The organism is Alcanivorax sp., assembly GCF_002733835.1.
Taxonomy (GTDB): domain Bacteria; phylum Pseudomonadota; class Gammaproteobacteria; order Pseudomonadales; family Alcanivoracaceae; genus Alcanivorax.
The window spans coordinates 1-16,159 of record NZ_NVWY01000043.1 but is presented as its reverse complement, the minus strand read 5'-3'; the positions used below and the strand labels follow the sequence as shown (position 1 = coordinate 16,159).

Below are 16,159 nucleotides of genomic sequence, written 5' to 3'. Positions count from 1 at the left end.
ACCTTTCAGGAGTCACCATGATCGAATACCGGATTCGCCCGCTGCGCCCCGAGGCGCACCTGTTTGAAGTAACCCTGACGGTGGCGGACCCGACCCCGGAGGGGCAGGCGTTCAGCTTGCCCGCCTGGATTCCTGGCAGTTATATGATTCGCGATTTCGCGCGCCATATTGTGCATGTGGAAGCCAGTAGCCATGGTGAAACCTTGCCTGTGGCCAAACGGGACAAGCAAACCTGGCAGGTGCCCCCCTGTGATGGCCCGGTACAACTGCACTATCACGTTTATGCCTGGGATTTGTCCGTGCGTGGCGCGCACCTGGACACCACCCACGGTTATTTTAACGGCAGCTGCGTGTTCCTGGCCGCCATGGGCCATGAAGATCAACCCTGTCACGTTGCCATAGAGCCCCCGCAAGGGCATGCCTATAACGGCTGGCAAGTGGCGACCGGCCTGGCACGTGAGTCCGGCTCGGAGTTGGGTTTCGGTATGTTCCTGGCGGACAACTACGATGATCTGATCGACCACCCGGTGGAAATGGGGCCGTTTGAGTATGCCCAGTTCGAAGCCTGTGGTGTGCCGCACTGGGTGGTGTTGGCTGGGCGTCATAAAGCCGATATGGCGCGACTCTGTCGGGACCTGAAACCGATTTGTGAACACCATATCCGCATGTTTGGCGAGCCGGCGCCCATGGATCGCTATGTTTTCATGACGCTGGTCACCGGCAATGGTTATGGCGGACTGGAGCACCGTAATTCCACCAGCCTGATGTGCCCCCGCGATGATTTGCCTCGGCGCAGCGATGAGCCTGGCAAGGTTCACGACGGCTATCGTTCCTATCTGGGGCTGTGCAGCCATGAGTATTTTCATACCTGGAACGTGAAGCGCATCAAGCCCGCTGCGTTCACCCCTTTTGATCTGTCACAGGAAGTGCATACCGAATTGCTGTGGGCGTTTGAAGGGATCACCAGTTATTACGACGATCTCTCCCTCACCCGCACAGGGCTGATTGCGCCGCAGAGTTACCTGGAGCTGCTTGGGCAAACGCTCACCCGGGTGTACCGGGGGCAGGGTCGCCATAAACAAACGGTGACGGAATCCAGCTTTGATGCCTGGACCCGCTTCTACAAACAGGATGAAAATGCGCCTAATGCCATTGTCAGCTACTACACCAAGGGCTCACTGGTGGCGCTGGTGCTGGATTTGACACTGCGTAACCTGACCGGTGAGGCAAAGACTCTGGATGACCTGATGCGAGTGCTGTGGCAGCGCTACGGGCAGACCGGTGAGGGCGTGCCGGAGCAGGGTATTCAGCCGCTGGCAGAAGAAATCGCCGGTTGCGATATGAGCGATTTTTTCAACCAGGCCCTGTACAGCACAGAGGATTTGCCGCTGGCTGAATTGTTGGCAGAACGTGGGGTGGAATTGCACTGGCGTAGTGCTGCCGGCCACGGGGATAACGGCGGCAAAGCCGGCAAGGATGGCATTCCCCATCTGGGCGCCAGGTTGGTGCCGGATACCATGGGGGCGAAAATCGCGGTGGCGTTTGAGCAAGGGGCCGCCATGGCGGCGGGGCTATCCGCTGGTGATGTGATTATCGCCGTGGATGGCCTGCAGGCCACCACCGGCAATATTGATAATCTGCTGTCGGGTTTCCTGCCCGGCGAGGTCATGGAGATTCATGCTTTCCGGCGTGATGAGTTGATGCGGTTCAAGGTCAAGGTGGAAGCCACCGAAGCCAGCACTGCATTCCTGACTATCGCCAAAGGTGGGCTGACAGAAAAAGGCCGTGCGTGGCTGCACGCAAAATAGCGGCACGAAATTCGTTTGTTATCCGCAGGAGTGACTTGAAAAGCACTCCTGCCCAATGGCAATTAAATGACCGATACCCTGAAACCGCTATACCAGCAGCTCGACAAAGTACGTCGGGCTGACCGTTTTCGTCTGAAGAAACGGGTTGATGGCCTGGCACGAACGCCGGCCGGGAAACGTAACCCTAAAGCTGTAGATAAAGTCGCCGAGGCCATGGCCGCCTCCATGGCCAGCCGGGATAAGCGTCTTGCATCCGTACCGGCACTGGAGTGGCCGGATCTCCCGGTTGTGGCCAGCCGGGAGGATATCATGCAGGCGATCAGCGACCACCAGGTGGTGGTCATTGCGGGGGAAACCGGCTCCGGTAAAACCACCCAGTTACCCAAAATCTGCCTGGAGCTGGGACGGGGCATTGAAGGCACCATCGGCCACACCCAGCCACGGCGCCTGGCGGCCAGAGCGGTGGCAACCCGGGTAGCGGAAGAGCTGCATAGCCCACTGGGAAGCGCCGTGGGGTTCAAGGTGCGGTTCTCCGAGCAGGTCAGTGAACATTCGCTGATCAAGGTGCTCACCGATGGCATGCTGCTTAACGAAATTCAGCAGGACCGTTTTCTTAATCAATACGATACCCTGATTATTGATGAGGCCCACGAGCGCAGCCTGAACATCGATTTTCTGCTTGGCTATCTCAAACAGCTGTTACCACGCCGGCCAGATCTGAAAGTGATCATCACCTCGGCCACCATCGATCACCAACGGTTTGCCGAACATTTCGGTGGCGCCCCGGTGCTGGAAGTGTCCGGGCGTACTTTTCCGGTGGAGATGCGTTACCGGCCACCCGCAGACGGGCAGGAGTTGTCCCGGCAGGTGGAAGATATCCTGTTGGAAATTCAGCGTGATGAGCGTCGCGATGGCCTGCCGATGGCGCGCGATGTGCTGGTGTTTCTGGCCGGTGAACGGGATATTCGTGATGTGCACCACCACCTGAAACGCTGTGCGACACAGGGTTCCAGCCTGCGCGACACAGAAATTCTGCCGCTGTATGCGCGTCTCAGCCAGGCCGAGCAGCATCGTATTTTTTCTGCCCACCGGGGGCGCCGCGTGGTACTCAGTACCAACGTGGCAGAGACCTCACTCACGGTGCCCGGCATTCGCTATGTGATTGATGCCGGCACCGCGCGTATCAGCCGTTATAGCGTGCATTCCAAGGTACAGCGCCTGCCGGTGGAGCCGGTGAGCCAGGCCAGTGCCAATCAGCGGGCCGGGCGTAGCGGCCGCGTAATGCCGGGTATCTGTTTCCGCCTGTTTGACGAAGACGATTTTCTCAATCGGCCGGCGTTCACCGACCCGGAAATCCAGCGCACCAATCTGGGGGCAGTGATTCTGCAGATGGCAGACCTGCGCCTGGGCAAGGTCGAAGATTTCCCCTTTATCGAACCGCCGGATGGCCGGCTGATCCGCGATGGTTACCGGTTGCTGGATGAGCTGGGCGCGTTGACAGAAAAACAGACGCTGACCGCACTGGGGCGGCAGCTGGCACGTTTCCCGCTGGACCCCACTCTGGGCCGAATGCTGGTCGCGGCGGCGGAAAAGAAAGTGTTGCGCGAGGCCTTGATCGTGGTGTCCGCACTGGCCGCCCAGGATCCTCGGGAACGCCCCCACGATAAGCAGCAACAAGCGGATCAGGCCCACCAGCCTTTCACCGACAAGGAATCGGATTTCCTGTTTTTTGTGAAGCTGTGGCAGTGGGCGGATTCCCAACGCGAAGCCCTGAGCCGCAACCAGTATGAGAAGCTGCTCAAGAAAACCTTCCTGTCTCCCACGCGAATGCGCGAATGGCGCGACACTCATCGTCAACTATTATTGCTGAGTAAAGAGCAGGGTTGGGAGCTGAACGCGCCAGTGGAATCCGGATTGCCGTTAAGAGAACCTGATAAGGCAAAGAGCAAAAACGGCGATAACGCTCCTCCGTCCCCGCTCTACGCGCCGCTGCATCAGGCGTTGCTTACCGGGTTGTTGGCTAATGTCATGCAACGCACGGAAGAGGGCGAATGGTTGTCGACGCGAAACCGCAAGCCCCTGGTATGGCCGGGGTCGTCACTGTCAAAGACCAAGGCGCGCTGGTTGATGGCGGCAGAGCAGGTGGAGACCAGCCGGTTGTTCGCCCGGACCGTGGCAAAAACCGATCCGTTGTGGATCGAACAGGCGGCAGGGCACCTGCTCAAGCGACAATATTTCGAGCCGCATTGGTCGAAAAAGCGCGGCTGCGCCATGGCAAAGGAACAGGTCAATCTGTTCGGCCTGATTCTGGCCAGCGGCAGGCCGGTTAACTATGGACCCATTCACCCGCAAGAAGCCCGTGAGTTGATGATCCGTGAAGGCCTGGTCATGGGGCAGCTGACCCGGGAGCCGCCGTTTGTGAAAACCAATCGCAAGCGCTTTGAAGCACTGGAAGAGATGGAGCACAAACTGCGCCGTCGGGACATTTTGGTGGATGAAGAAGCGCGGGTGGCTTTCTACGACGCACGCCTGCCCGGTGACCTTCACACTGTCGCCGGGCTGATGAACTGGTACAGCAAACACGCCAGTGAGGAACAAAAAAATGCGTTGCTCATGGATGAGAGTTTTTTGCTTTCGCGAAGCCCGAATCTGGGCAATGACCAGTTTCCCGATCAGCTTAAACTTGATGGCCTTCGCCTGCCGCTGGAATACAGCTTCGATCCTACCGGGGAGCGTGACGGGGTCACCCTGATCGTGCCGCTGGCCGTGCTGAATCAGGTGTCGGAGGCGCGACTGGACTGGCTGGTGCCCGGGTTGCTGCGCGAAAAGCTGGAAGCGTTGATTCGGGCCTTGCCCAAGGCCCGCCGCCGCCATTTTGTGCCGGTGCCGGATTATGTCAGCGCTCTGATGGAAACCCTGACGCCGGATGAGCCGTTGCTGCCGGCCATGACCCGGGAACTGCAGCGCATGACCGGCCTTCGTATCGAGCTGGAGGAGTGGCAGGCGGCCACCTTGCCGGACCATCTGCGCATGTTTATTCAGGTGGTGGACCGTGTTGACGGCAAACGCAAGGTCCACGCCCAGGGCCGCAGCCTGGATGATGTAAAAGACCGGCTCGCTGGCGTCACCCGGGACTTGCCCAAACCTCCCGAAGCCGCGCCGGCATTGCGTGGTCAGGAGTGGCTGTTTGGTGAGCTGCCGGAAACCGAGGATCAGGATTTGGGAGGCATGACCGTGCGCCGTTTCCCGGCCCTGGTGGATGTTGGCAGCGAGGTAGAGCTGCAGTATCGGGACGATGACGTCGAGGCCGCCTGGGCACACCGATGGGGCACGGCCCGCTTGTTGAGCTTCAAACTGTCGATGCAGCTACGGGATCTGCGCAAGCAGGCCTCGCAAATGGCGGGTTTCCAGAAACTGAAAACCGAGAAAGGCGCCATGGCCCGTAATGCGCTTGATCACGGCTTGCTGCGGTTATTGGCCGAGCATTTCCAGCTGGATGAGCCGGTGCGTAACGAGGCGTCGTTTCGGGACCGACTCAATGCCCACCGTGGCGATTTTGTGCCCTGGGCACAGCAGCAATTGGCCACGCTGGGGACGCTGTTCGCGCACTACCGGCAGTTGATGGGTGCGCTGGAAAAGAACTTCCCGCTGGCCTGGGCCCATGCCCACCGAGACCTGAAGCAACAGCTTGGGCAATTATTTCCCGATGACGTGCTGTTACAGGTGCCCTGGGCCTGGTTACAGGAATACCCGCGGCTATTGGGGGCCATCGACCACCGCCTGGATAAGCTGGGCGGGCAGATCGGCAAGGATCGCACTCTCAGTGCGGAGCTGGAGGCGTACAGCAAACAGCATGAAACCCGGGCTGCCGGTGCCCCGTTATGGAAGCAACCCGAGCCCCTGCAACAGTTTTTCTGGATGCTGCAGGACTACCGGGTGAGCCTGTTTGCCCAGCAGCTGGGCACCAAAGTGCCTGTGTCAGCGAAACGACTGAATAAACAGTGGGAGCAATGCTGAAGGGCGAATAGGCTTGCTTACGGCGCTCCGGCCACAGCACAAGACGTAAACAGGCCTCTGAACGACCGTAATAACCAACAAAATGGGCCCTGGTGCCTTTGCGCCGGGCCCGCTGAATCCGGATAATCGACCCATTATCTAATTTGCTGTAGCAGGGCGGCTGGCCCTGCATTAGTGCGAGGACTCGCTTGTGAGCTATTCGGTTGTAATCAGTGGGACCGGCCTGTGGACCCCGGGCCAGACCATCACCAACGATGAACTGGTGGAATCATTCAATGAATACGTGGAACGTTATAACGCCCGCAACGCACAAGCCATCGAGGCCGGTGAGATGGAAGCCCTGGGGCCGTCCAACAGTGCTTTTATCGAAAAAGCGTCAGGTATCAAGCAGCGTTATGTGATTGATAAAACAGGAATTCTGGATCCTGACCGCCTGGCTCCCCGCATTGATGAACGCACCGATGATGAGGTGTCGATCCAGGCGGAAATCGCCGTAAAGGCGGCCAAACAGGCACTGGATCATGCCGGCCTGACAGCCAATGACCTGGATGCCGTACTGGTTGCCTGCTCCAATATGCAGCGTGCCTACCCGGCCATGGCCGTGGAAGTGCAAGCGGCCCTGGGTATGGACCACGGCTGGGGTTACGACATGAACGTGGCCTGTTCCAGTGCCACTTTCGGTATCCAGGCCGGCGTGGATGCGATTCGCAATGGCAGTGCCCGCCGGGTGCTGATGGTGAACCCGGAAATCTGCTCGGCACACCTGGCCTGGGAAGACCGTGATTGCCACTTCATTTTCGGTGATGTGGCCACGGCCGTGATTCTGGAGCGCAAGGAAGATGCGACGTCTGGCAATCAATGGGAAATTCTGGGCACTCGCCTGCAAACCAAGTTTTCCAACAACATCCGTAACAACTTTGGCTTCCTGAACCGGGCTGATGAGCGAGGCGTGGGTGCCCGTGACAAGCTTTTTCGTCAGGAAGGGCGCAAGGTTTTCAAGGAAGTTTGTCCCATGGTTGCCGAGCAGATCAGCTCGCACCTGGCCGATACCCAGGTGCCGGTGGAGTCTGTCAGCCGCATGTGGCTGCATCAGGCCAACCTGAGCATGAACGAACTGATTTCCAAACGGGTACTGGGCCGTCCCGCCACCCGTGAGGAAGCCCCGGTGATTCTGGATGCATACGCCAACACCAGTTCAGCGGGCTCCATGATTGCGTTTCACAAATACAATGAAGATCTACCGGTGGATACCAAGGGCGTTATTTGTTCTTTCGGTGCCGGTTATTCCATCGGCAGCGTTATTGTGAACCGCATCAAATAATCACTGCTGCGTTCACCTGCTCTTCACAAGGCCGTATTCTGCGGCCTTTTTTGTTTTTTTTAGCCTGTAGCCGTAACGTTTACCTCACGCGTGCATCTCTATATTGTCTGTGTCAGGTGCTCTTGATTTGCGCGGGTGCCTGAGCCGGTAAAACGGCTTCGGACATGACATTCAATAATGTACACCCTCAAATAAAGTAAGTATGGAGACTTAACATGGCTAAGCTGACAAAACTGAACCCCCTGGCTGCTACCGTTGGTGCTGCTGTTGTCGCTTCTGCGCTGTCTGCACCAGTGGCCCAGGCTGCTGAAAATCCGTTTGCTGCTGCTGACCTGAGTGCTGGCTACCAGTTGGCCTCAGATCACGCTGAAGGCAAGTGTGGTGAAGGTAAATGTGGCGAAGACAAGAAAGGCGAAGGCAGTTGTGGTGAGAAAGGCGCCGAAGGTAAATGTGGTGAAGATAAAAAAGGCGAAGGCAAGTGTGGTGAAGGCAAATGCGGCGGTGACGCATAAGGACGCCTGACCATGAAAACTGAGACACCAGTGTCCGGAGTGGGCCTGGGTCTTCGGCGGGCCCTTATGGGCCCGCTTTCACAGGCCCATGATTCCGCGCCTGACAGTATCCCTTTTAATTTTATGGAAGTGGCGCCAGAGAACTGGATCCCCATGGGGGGCCGTCTGGGTAAAGAATTTCGTGCCTTTACCGAGCGCTATCCCTTCGTCACCCACGGACTGAGTCTGTCACTGGGTGGGCCAGAACCGCTGGACTTCGAATTATTAAAATCGGTGAAGTCGTTCCTCAAGGAACACAACATTCGCCGGTACACAGAACACCTGAGCTACTGTAGCGATCACGGTCACCTGTATGACCTAATGCCGATTCCCTTCACCGAAGAGGCGGTGCATTACGTGGCGGATCGTATTCGTCAGGTGCAGGACTTTCTGGAACAACCCATCGGTATTGAACACGTTAGCTACTATGCTCGGTTGGGGAATGCGGCGCCCGATTCACAGATGTCGGAAATCGACTTTGTGAATGCGGTATTGCAGGAAGCTGACTGCGAACTGCTGCTGGATGTGAATAATGCCTATGTGAACGGTATTAATCATGGCTATGACCCCTACGATTTTATTTCCGCCTTGCCCGGTGATCGCATTTGCTATTTGCACATCGCAGGCCATTTTGATGAAGCGGAAGATCTGAAAGTGGATACCCACGGCAGCGATGTGATCGACCCGGTGTGGGCATTACTGGACCATGCCTATCAGACGTTTGGTTCACTGCCGACATTGCTGGAACGGGACTTCAATATTCCGGATAACGAAACCCTGTTTGCTGAACTCCGAAAGATAAGTGACTACCAGCAGCTTTATCCGGGGGGGGCGCTCAAGGCACCGGACACACATAAGTCTGCGCAATCATGAAAGGCACAGATTTTCAGGCCCTGCAGCGCGAATTTGCCGCGCATTTGCGCAACCCGGACACCCATCCTGCACCAGCAGGTATTGAAGAGCGGCGTCTGGATATCTACCGTAATCTTTTTTTCAATAACGTGAATGGCTTTCTTCGCCAGGGCTTTCCTGTATTGCACAGTCTGCTGGATAGTGATCGCTGGCAGCGACTGGCCCGGACTTTCTTTGAGCATCACGCCAGCCAGACGCCTTATTTTCTGGAAATACCCCAGGAATTTGTCAGCTTCCTGGCCAGTGGCCAGGGCAGCGAGCCAGGCGATCCCCCTTTTATGCTGGAGCTGGCGCATTACGAGTGGATGGAACTGGTGCTGGATGCGTCCACAGAGACTTTCCCGGAAACCGGCTTTCACCCGGAAGGGGATCTGTTGCGTGCGATTCCCGAGCTCAGCCCCCTGCATGAAATATTGAGCTACCACTTTCCTGTCCACAAAATCTGCACCGAATTTCAGCCTCAGGAAGCCCTTGAGCAACCCGTCTGGTTGCTGGTGTACCGTGACCGGGACGACTGCGTGCGCTTTATGGAAATCAACGCGCCGACGGCCAGGTTGTTGCAGTTGATTGGCGAACACCCAAAGGATAGCGGTAAAGCGGTGGTGGGGCGTCTCGCCGAGGAAATGCAGTTTGCGGACGTGGCAGCACTGGAAACTTTTTCTCGCGATATCCTGCAACAAATGCGTGAGCGGGACATCCTTATTGGAACCTCACTGAGTCGCCTGTAAGGATCCTGACGATGACCACGCTACAGTCTTTTTTTCACCGCTGTCATGCGGCGTTGAATCACACCCGTATTGCGGATTTCCTTGCGCCTCTGGCGCTTCGTTTGTTTCTGGCTCCGGTCATGTTCAGTGCGGGATATAACAAGGCCATGAGCTTTGAGAGTACGGTGACCTGGTTTGGCAATACAGAATGGGGGCTGGGCTTGCCTTTTCCTGCTTTACTGGCCTTTCTGGCGGCGGCCACTGAGCTGGTTGGCGGTGTGTTGCTGCTACTGGGCCTTTTCACCCGCTATATCAGCATCCCGTTGATGTTCACCATGGTGGTCGCCATTGGCTCCGTGCACTGGGAAAACGGCTGGTTTGCCATCGCGCCGGGCAACCCGGCAACCAGTATGGCCGCGCCGCTGGCCGAGGTCGGGTTTCCGGGGGCCGCGGACAGTTTGCAGAACAGTGAGGCAGTGGGCGAGCGCCTGGGCCGGGCGCGGGCCATTCTGCGCGAGCACGGCCAGTACGACTGGCTTACCGGTAAAGGCAATTTCGTGGTGCTGAATAATGGCATCGAATTTGCCGTTACTTACCTGATTATGCTGTTGGTGCTGTTCTTCTCCGGGGCAGGGCGCTTCGTTAGCCTGGACTACTGGATTGCCCGTCGTTGCTGGGCTCAAGGCAGATCGAATGTGTAAAACCTGTGCGGGTTGGGTAACGGTTTGCCGGTGGCCCTGTTCGTAGGGGCCGGGGCGTCGCTATAATGCGGCGTCCATTACTGTCCGGGGTGCCCGTGCGTTATCTATTGCTGAGCTTGCTGTTATGTCTGCCATTCGCCGTTCAGGCGGAAGAGGACTGGGGGGATGCGTCCACGGCATTTGATTCCCCGGACGGCAAACCCAAGTACGAAGACCCCTGGGAAGATATCAATCGCAAGATTTTTGCTTTCAACGAAGCGCTGGACAAATACGGCCTGAAGCCCGTTGCCAAAGGGTACGACAAGTTCACGCCACAGTGGATGAACGACACCATCACCCGTTTTTATGAAAACCTGCGTGATTTTCGCAGCGGGCTGAACAGTGTCCTGCAGTGGCGCTGGGGGCATGTGGGCCAGAACTGGGGCCGGTTTGCCGTCAATACCACGCTGGGCATTGGTGGCTTGTTTGATGTGGCCAGCAAGGTGGATCTGGAGAAGCGCAATACTGACCTGGGCCTGACGTTTGCCCGCTGGGGTGTGCCGGAAGGCCCGTTCATGATGCTGCCGTTCTTTGGGCCATCCACAGGGCGGGATGCTGCGGCTATCCTGCCGGAAGACTACATGCGCCTGCGTCACTATATCCCCCATGACCTGACCCGCCACAGTTTTACCGCCGTGTATGTGGTCGACTTGCGGGCTGACTTGCTGGATCTGGAACGCAATATCGTTGGCGACCGCTATACCTTCCTGCGTAATGCCTATCTGCAACGCCGTCGCTTTGAAAGCGGTGACCGGCCGTCGTTGCGTTTTCCCGAGATTGAAGCGCGGGATTCGGAACTCGATGACGAGTACGAAGACGATGGCTGGTGAAGAGAGAGTTGGCAGTTGATAGTGGACAGTTGACAGCTACGCGCGCAGGGTTTTCTGTTTCCCCATTTTATGAGGCCGCGTCCATAGCAGGGGCACGGCCTCATCGCTTTAAAGTAAAGACGAAATCCAGATCGCGAGCTGTCAGCGCTCAACTGTCAATTTTCAACTGCTTTTAGTTTGGCGCGGATGTAGTCGCCGTGGGAGACGTAGAGCAGGTCGCTGACTCGACGAATCAGGTGTTCTTCGTGCACATCAGCCTTGCCGTCGGCGGCCGCCATGGCCCACATCTCCTCAATCAGCGTGACGCGCTGCTCCGGCCCCCAGTGCTCGCGTAGCGGCAGGGTGAACTCGAACAGGTCGGTGGCCTGATCCACCCGGCTTTCCAGCTCGGCTACGATATCCTGCATTTCCTGGGCATCCAGCTGCCAGTGTTGCTCCACGGCAGCGATCAGGCGTTGGGTTTCTGCCTGATCCACCGTGCCATCGGTGCGGGCTACCTCGAACAGCAGGGCAGCAGCAGCACGATGCAGATCGTGTTCAGAGTATTGTGGTGCTTCGCTTTCAGGGCGAAACAGTCTATTCAGCCAGTTCAAATAACACCCTCGTCAATCAGTAAGGTTTCCAGTGCCTGCTGATCCTTGGCAAAGCGGCGAATACCATCGGCGAGCAAGTCGCTGGCCATGGCATCATCGTTGAGCTGCCAACGGAATGCGGCTTCGTTCACCGGTGTCCAGTCGTCTTGCGGGGCCACCAGTTCAGGGTCCAGTACCCGGGTAAGACCGCCGTTATCGCCAGCCAGTTCCTCAAGCAGCGCCGGGCTGAGGGTGAGCTTGTCGCAGCCGGCCAGCGCTTCGATTTGCCCGGCGTTGCGAAAGCTGGCTCCCATTACAATGGTGTCCAGACCGCGGGCCTTGAAGGTGGCGAAGATCTCGCGCACGGATAGCACGCCCGGGTCCTGCTCCGGGGTTTCGATGGGCATGCCATTTTTGCGGTGCCAGTCGAAAATGCGGCCCACAAACGGCGAGATCAAAGTCGCGCCGGCTTCGGCGGCGGCCAGGGCCTGGGTCCGGTTGAACACCAGCGTCACATTACAGCGAATGCCTTCTTCTTCAAGGATCTCCACGGCACGGATGCCTTCCCAGCTGGCCGCTACCTTGATCAGAATGCGGCTCGGGTCCACGTCCAGTTCCCGGTAGATCGCCATCAGTCGACGGCCTTTTTCCACGGTGGCGCGGGTGTCGAAAGACAGGCGCGCATCGACTTCGCTGGATACCAGGCCGGGCACGCGTTCCAGGATGGCCTGGCCGGCCAGGCAGGCATAGGTATCGGTGAGCCAGTCCATTTCGCCCTGGTGGCCCAGGGTGCGGCACAGATCAGCGGCCTGCTGTAACAGGTCCCGGTAACGCTCGTCGCGGGCAGCGGCCAGTAGCAGAGAGGGATTGGTGGTGGCGTCCTCGGGTTGCAGTTGGGCGATCATTTCCAGGTCACCGGTGTCGGCAACTAACGATGTCCATTGAGCGAGCTGTTCGCGTTTGTTCACGGTATCCGTTCCTTTCAGTGTCATGGCGGGGCACGGTACTGGGCCGCCATGACAGAATTATTTTTTCACCACAGAGGTCGCAGAGTACACAGCGGTAAATCGGGGGTGTGGGAAACCATGCTTGCATGGTGAAGAGGCGGGCACGGCCGGCATTCGCTATGCAAGCATAGCTTCCCACAAAAACAGAGTGTGCTATCCGGCTTGTTGGCTCTGTGAACTCTGTGGTGAAAGACTTTTACAGCCTAAGGCAGTTGTGCCAAGGCGTCCATGAGCACTTGTGGTGTCGTCTCCGGTTTGTGCATGTTTTCGCTGAGGTGGCGGCGGAAACGACGGGCACCGGGTTGGCCCTGAAACAGGTTAAGGATATGTCGCAGCGAGTGTTTGGGCGCGTGGCCCAGGGCGTAACGGCGTTCCACATAGGGGAGGAACTGCTCGGCAACCGCCTTGCGGCTGGGAATGGCGTGGTCGTCGCCAAACACCACCCGGTCTGCCTCGGCCAAAAAGTAGGGGTTCTGGTAGGCCTCGCGACCGATCATGACGCCATCCACTTCCCCCATGTGTTCGTGCACCTGATCCAGGGTCTTAACGCCGCCGTTAAGGATGATTTCGATGTGCGGAAAGGCCTGCTTGATGGCATAGGCGCGCTGATAGATCAGCGGCGGGATATCCCGATTTTCCTTGGGTGAGAGGCCGGAAAGGACCGCCTTGCGGGCATGGATGGTCAGGCTGGTGCAGCCAGCGGCTTCCATGCGGCCCACAAACCGGTACAGGAAATCATAGTCATCCTGGTCATCGATGCCGATACGGGTTTTCACCGTCACCGGTACGCGGACCGCCGCCTGCATGGCTTCGACACAGCGCGCCACCAGATCCGGCTCGGCCATCAGAATCGCGCCGATTTTGCCCTGCTGAACCCGGTCGGATGGGCAGCCCACATTCAGATTGATCTCGTCATAGCCGTAGTCTCCGGCGATGCGTGCCGCTTCGGCCAGTTGTTGTGGGGCGCTGCCTCCCAGTTGCAGGGCCACCGGGTGTTCCTCGTCGTTGAAGCTCAAGAAACGGTCACGATCGCCGTGCACAATGGCCTGGGCTACCACCATTTCGGTGTACAGCAGCGTATGGCGGGTGATCAGGCGGGCCAGAAACCGGTAGTCCCTTGTGGTCCAGTCCATCATCGGGGCGACGCTCAGGCGGCGGTCCAGTGTGCGGGCTGTGGTGTGGGCGGTGGGGTCGGTCATTAACACGGTATCGGGCATATGATTGGAGGCCTTCACGACGGCCGCGGTGGCGGTAACACAGGGGGCGATTATCGCATGTTGTGCCGATCGGGCGTAGTGGTGAGGTGCTGCTGATGTGATGAGCCGGCCGGGGCTGCCTGTAATTGCCGGGGGCGTTCTGCTAGAATTCGCGCCTTTCCTCACTACTCCGGGTGTTCATAATGACCCAAACACGGCTGAGTCCGCCCTAGGGAACATCTAAAAAACTCCTTGCGTGCTCAGTGAGACCTGAAGCGTGCAGCTGTTGTGTTTTGTCTCAACGGACAGGGTGGCTCCCTTTCCTAGAGGCAAGGCGCAGCAGATGGGCGCTTCAGGCCTCGCCCTTTTGGGTCTTTCAGGCTGGCCCACACTCGTTGTTGCAATTTCTCGATGGATCGACATATCTCGATCCCCCTTGAGGGGACACCTTCAAAATTGCGCCTAGATTGTGAACCAGCCTGAAAGACTGAGCATGTAAGGAGTTTTTTAGAGGTTCCCTGGCGCCCTCCCTACATGGCTTTGCCGTGCGGTGCCTGTTGGCGCCGTTCTTCGTATTTTATTGCTGCCGCTGCGCAGCCTTTGCTTGTTATTTCCAAACACAGGATTGAAATCCATGCTTCGAACGATTCAGCAGGACTGGTTCAGTAACGTCCGTGGCGACTTGCTGGCAGGGGCCGTTGTGGCGCTTGCGTTGATCCCGGAGGCGATTGCCTTCTCCATCATTGCCGGCGTGGACCCGAAAGTGGGTTTGTATGCCTCTTTCTGTATTGCCGTGGTGACGGCCTTCTTCGGCGGGCGCCCGGGGATGATTTCTGCAGCCACTGGCGCCATGGCGCTGGTGATGGTGACGCTGGTGGCCGACCACGGCTTGCAATACCTGCTGGCAGCCACGGTGCTCACTGGCGCACTGCAGATCATCGCGGGGTTCCTCAAACTCGGTAACCTGATGCGATTTGTGTCGCGTTCTGTGGTCACCGGGTTTGTGAATGCGTTGGCCATTCTTATTTTCATGGCGCAGTTGCCGGAGTTGGTGAACGTGACCTGGCATGTTTACGCCATGGTGGCCGCAGGTCTGGGGATTATCTATCTGCTGCCCTTGCTGACCACGGCGGTGCCGTCGCCGCTGGTCTGCATCGTGGTGATTACCGGTGTGGCGATGTATTTGGGGCTTGATGTGCCCACTGTGGGGGATAAGGGGGAGCTGCCTGACAGTCTGCCGATCTTTTTGCTGCCGGATATTCCGCTGAATCTGGAAACCCTGAAGATCATCCTGCCGTATTCCCTGGCGTTGGCTGTGGTTGGCCTGCTGGAATCCATGATGACGGCTACCATCGTTGATGACCTGACCGACACTGACAGTAACAAGAACCGGGAATGCAAAGGCCAGGGCGTGGCCAATATCGCGTCCGGTTTCCTGGGCGGGATGGCCGGTTGCGCCATGATTGGCCAGTCGGTGATCAACGTGAAATCCGGTGGACGCAAGCGGTTGTCGACTCTGTTTGCCGGCTGTTTCCTGTTGGTGCTGGTGGTGTTCCTGGGCAAATGGGTGTCCCAGATTCCCATGGGTGCGTTGGTGGCTGTGATGATCATGGTGTCCATCGGTACTTTTAGTTGGGAGTCCATTACCGATATGGCAAAACATCCGGCCAGCAGTACCGTAGTCATGCTGGCCACCGTTACGGCCACGGTGGCGACCCACAATCTGGCCATTGGTGTGGGTATCGGTGTCGTGCTGAGTGCGCTGTTCTATGCCAACAAGGTGGGGCGTATCTTCTACGTGAAAGCGACCGAAAGTGCTGAAGACGGGCACCGGGTTTACGATGTGGTGGGGCAGGTATTCTTTACCTCCTCCGACCAGTTCATCGCCTCGTTTGACTTCAAGGAAGCCATCGATAAAGTCACTATTGATGTTCATCGTGCCCACTTCTGGGATATCACTGCTATCGGTGCCTTGGACAAGGTAGTGATCAAGTTCCGCCGCGAAGGCACCGAAGTGGATATCGTCGGCCTCAACGAAGCCAGTGCTACGCTGGTGGACAAGTTCGGTGTGCATGACAAGCCCGCTGCCGTTGAAAAAATGATGGGCGGCCACTAAGCGTCGCAAGCAATTGCCGCATTAAGCGTCAAAGGAGAACAACAATGACTAACGTCATCGCCTGTATCGACGGCTCCAAAGCTGCAACGGCTGTTTGTGACTACGCTGCCTGGGCGTCACAGCGCCTGAGTGCGCCGCTGATCTTGTTGCATGTACTGGACCATTCGCGCTACCCGGTCAGTGCTGATTTCAGCGGTAATCTGGCGCTGGGTGGCCGAGAGCATTTGATGGAAGAGTTGGCGGATCTGGATGCCAAACGTAATCGTCTGGCTCTGGAGCAAGGCAAGATGATGCTGGAAGCGGCAGCTCAGCGTGCCAGCGAAGCTGGCATTAGCGTTCCAGGAGAGCATGTCCTGCAAGAATCTCCAGAGATTGCTTCACC

General features: G+C 57.8%; 13 protein-coding genes. 10 read left to right on the top strand and 3 right to left on the bottom strand.

Translation table 11 applies throughout. From position 1 onward, the window contains the following. Nucleotides 1–17: 17 nt before the first annotated feature. The 8 genes from COA55_RS14915 to COA55_RS14880 all read left to right on the top strand — a co-directional run bounded on the left by COA55_RS14915 (nucleotide 18) and on the right by COA55_RS14880 (nucleotide 10,886). The gene (locus COA55_RS14915) at nucleotides 18–1,808 is read left to right on the top strand and encodes a PDZ domain-containing protein (RefSeq protein WP_290502778.1); all 1,791 of its coding nucleotides are present in this window, start codon (nucleotides 18–20) and stop codon (nucleotides 1,806–1,808) included. A gap of 66 nt (nucleotides 1,809–1,874) precedes the next feature. Further along, nucleotides 1,875–5,825 carry an ATP-dependent RNA helicase HrpA gene (gene hrpA, locus COA55_RS14910; RefSeq protein ID WP_290502777.1) on the top strand — a complete coding sequence of 1,317 codons (3,951 nt, stop codon included), beginning with the start codon at nucleotides 1,875–1,877 and terminating at the stop codon, nucleotides 5,823–5,825. 190 nt (nucleotides 5,826–6,015) lie between these two features. Then, on the top strand, nucleotides 6,016–7,146 hold the full coding sequence (locus tag COA55_RS14905) for a beta-ketoacyl-ACP synthase III (RefSeq protein ID WP_290502776.1): 1,131 nt from the start codon (nucleotides 6,016–6,018) through the stop codon (nucleotides 7,144–7,146). Between the two features lie 215 nt (nucleotides 7,147–7,361). After that, nucleotides 7,362–7,658, top strand: a complete 297-nt coding sequence (locus COA55_RS14900; protein WP_290502775.1) for a hypothetical protein — start codon at nucleotides 7,362–7,364, stop codon at nucleotides 7,656–7,658. Between the two features lie 12 nt (nucleotides 7,659–7,670). Beyond that, the gene (locus COA55_RS14895; RefSeq protein ID WP_290502774.1) at nucleotides 7,671–8,570 is read left to right on the top strand and encodes a DUF692 domain-containing protein; all 900 of its coding nucleotides are present in this window, start codon (nucleotides 7,671–7,673) and stop codon (nucleotides 8,568–8,570) included. Next, complete coding sequence (locus COA55_RS14890; RefSeq protein WP_063519803.1) at nucleotides 8,567–9,337, top strand: putative DNA-binding domain-containing protein; 771 nt, start codon at nucleotides 8,567–8,569, stop codon at nucleotides 9,335–9,337. The genes COA55_RS14895 and COA55_RS14890 overlap by 4 nt, the downstream gene beginning before the upstream one ends. A gap of 11 nt (nucleotides 9,338–9,348) precedes the next feature. Continuing rightward, nucleotides 9,349–10,017 (top strand): DoxX family protein, encoded by a 669-nt coding sequence (locus COA55_RS14885; protein ID WP_290502773.1) that lies wholly within the window; start codon nucleotides 9,349–9,351, stop codon nucleotides 10,015–10,017. 65 nt (nucleotides 10,018–10,082) lie between these two features. Further along, on the top strand, nucleotides 10,083–10,886 hold the full coding sequence (locus tag COA55_RS14880; protein WP_290502772.1) for a VacJ family lipoprotein: 804 nt from the start codon (nucleotides 10,083–10,085) through the stop codon (nucleotides 10,884–10,886). 155 nt (nucleotides 10,887–11,041) lie between these two features. Here the strand turns inward: COA55_RS14880 and COA55_RS14875 are convergent, their stop codons facing one another. The 3 genes from COA55_RS14875 to dusA form a co-directional block, all read right to left on the bottom strand. Beyond that, entirely contained in the window at nucleotides 11,042–11,479 is a 438-nt protein-coding gene (locus tag COA55_RS14875; RefSeq protein WP_063519806.1) for a TerB family tellurite resistance protein, read from the bottom strand. Continuing rightward, nucleotides 11,476–12,450 (bottom strand): transaldolase, encoded by a 975-nt coding sequence (locus COA55_RS14870; protein WP_290502771.1) that lies wholly within the window; start codon nucleotides 12,448–12,450, stop codon nucleotides 11,476–11,478. The genes COA55_RS14875 and COA55_RS14870 overlap by 4 nt, the downstream gene beginning before the upstream one ends. Nucleotides 12,451–12,668: 218 nt before the next feature. Beyond that, nucleotides 12,669–13,682, bottom strand: coding sequence for a tRNA dihydrouridine(20/20a) synthase DusA (gene dusA, locus COA55_RS14865; protein ID WP_290502770.1), 1,014 nt, complete (start codon nucleotides 13,680–13,682; stop codon nucleotides 12,669–12,671). Nucleotides 13,683–14,295: 613 nt separating this feature from the next. Between dusA and COA55_RS14860 the strand changes: the two genes are divergently transcribed. Together COA55_RS14860 and COA55_RS14855 are read left to right on the top strand one after the other, a co-directional pair. Beyond that, entirely contained in the window at nucleotides 14,296–15,777 is a 1,482-nt protein-coding gene (locus tag COA55_RS14860; RefSeq protein ID WP_290502769.1) for a SulP family inorganic anion transporter, read from the top strand. A gap of 44 nt (nucleotides 15,778–15,821) precedes the next feature. Beyond that, nucleotides 15,822–16,159, top strand: a 338-nt coding sequence (locus COA55_RS14855; protein ID WP_290502768.1) for a universal stress protein, incomplete at its 3' end; no start/stop codon positions are given.

Coding starts and splice junctions, on each gene's coding strand:
- COA55_RS14915 (WP_290502778.1), top strand. CDS start 18: ATGATCGAATACCGGATTCGCCCGCTGCGCCCCGAGGCGCACCTGTTT.
- hrpA (WP_290502777.1), top strand. CDS start 1,875: ATGACCGATACCCTGAAACCGCTATACCAGCAGCTCGACAAAGTACGT.
- COA55_RS14900 (WP_290502775.1), top strand. CDS start 7,362: ATGGCTAAGCTGACAAAACTGAACCCCCTGGCTGCTACCGTTGGTGCT.
- COA55_RS14895 (WP_290502774.1), top strand. CDS start 7,671: ATGAAAACTGAGACACCAGTGTCCGGAGTGGGCCTGGGTCTTCGGCGG.
- COA55_RS14890 (WP_063519803.1), top strand. CDS start 8,567: ATGAAAGGCACAGATTTTCAGGCCCTGCAGCGCGAATTTGCCGCGCAT.
- COA55_RS14885 (WP_290502773.1), top strand. CDS start 9,349: ATGACCACGCTACAGTCTTTTTTTCACCGCTGTCATGCGGCGTTGAAT.
- COA55_RS14880 (WP_290502772.1), top strand. CDS start 10,083: ATGCGGCGTCCATTACTGTCCGGGGTGCCCGTGCGTTATCTATTGCTG.
- COA55_RS14870 (WP_290502771.1), bottom strand. CDS start 12,450: ATGACACTGAAAGGAACGGATACCGTGAACAAACGCGAACAGCTCGCT.
- dusA (WP_290502770.1), bottom strand. CDS start 13,682: ATGCCCGATACCGTGTTAATGACCGACCCCACCGCCCACACCACAGCC.
- COA55_RS14860 (WP_290502769.1), top strand. CDS start 14,296: ATGCTTCGAACGATTCAGCAGGACTGGTTCAGTAACGTCCGTGGCGAC.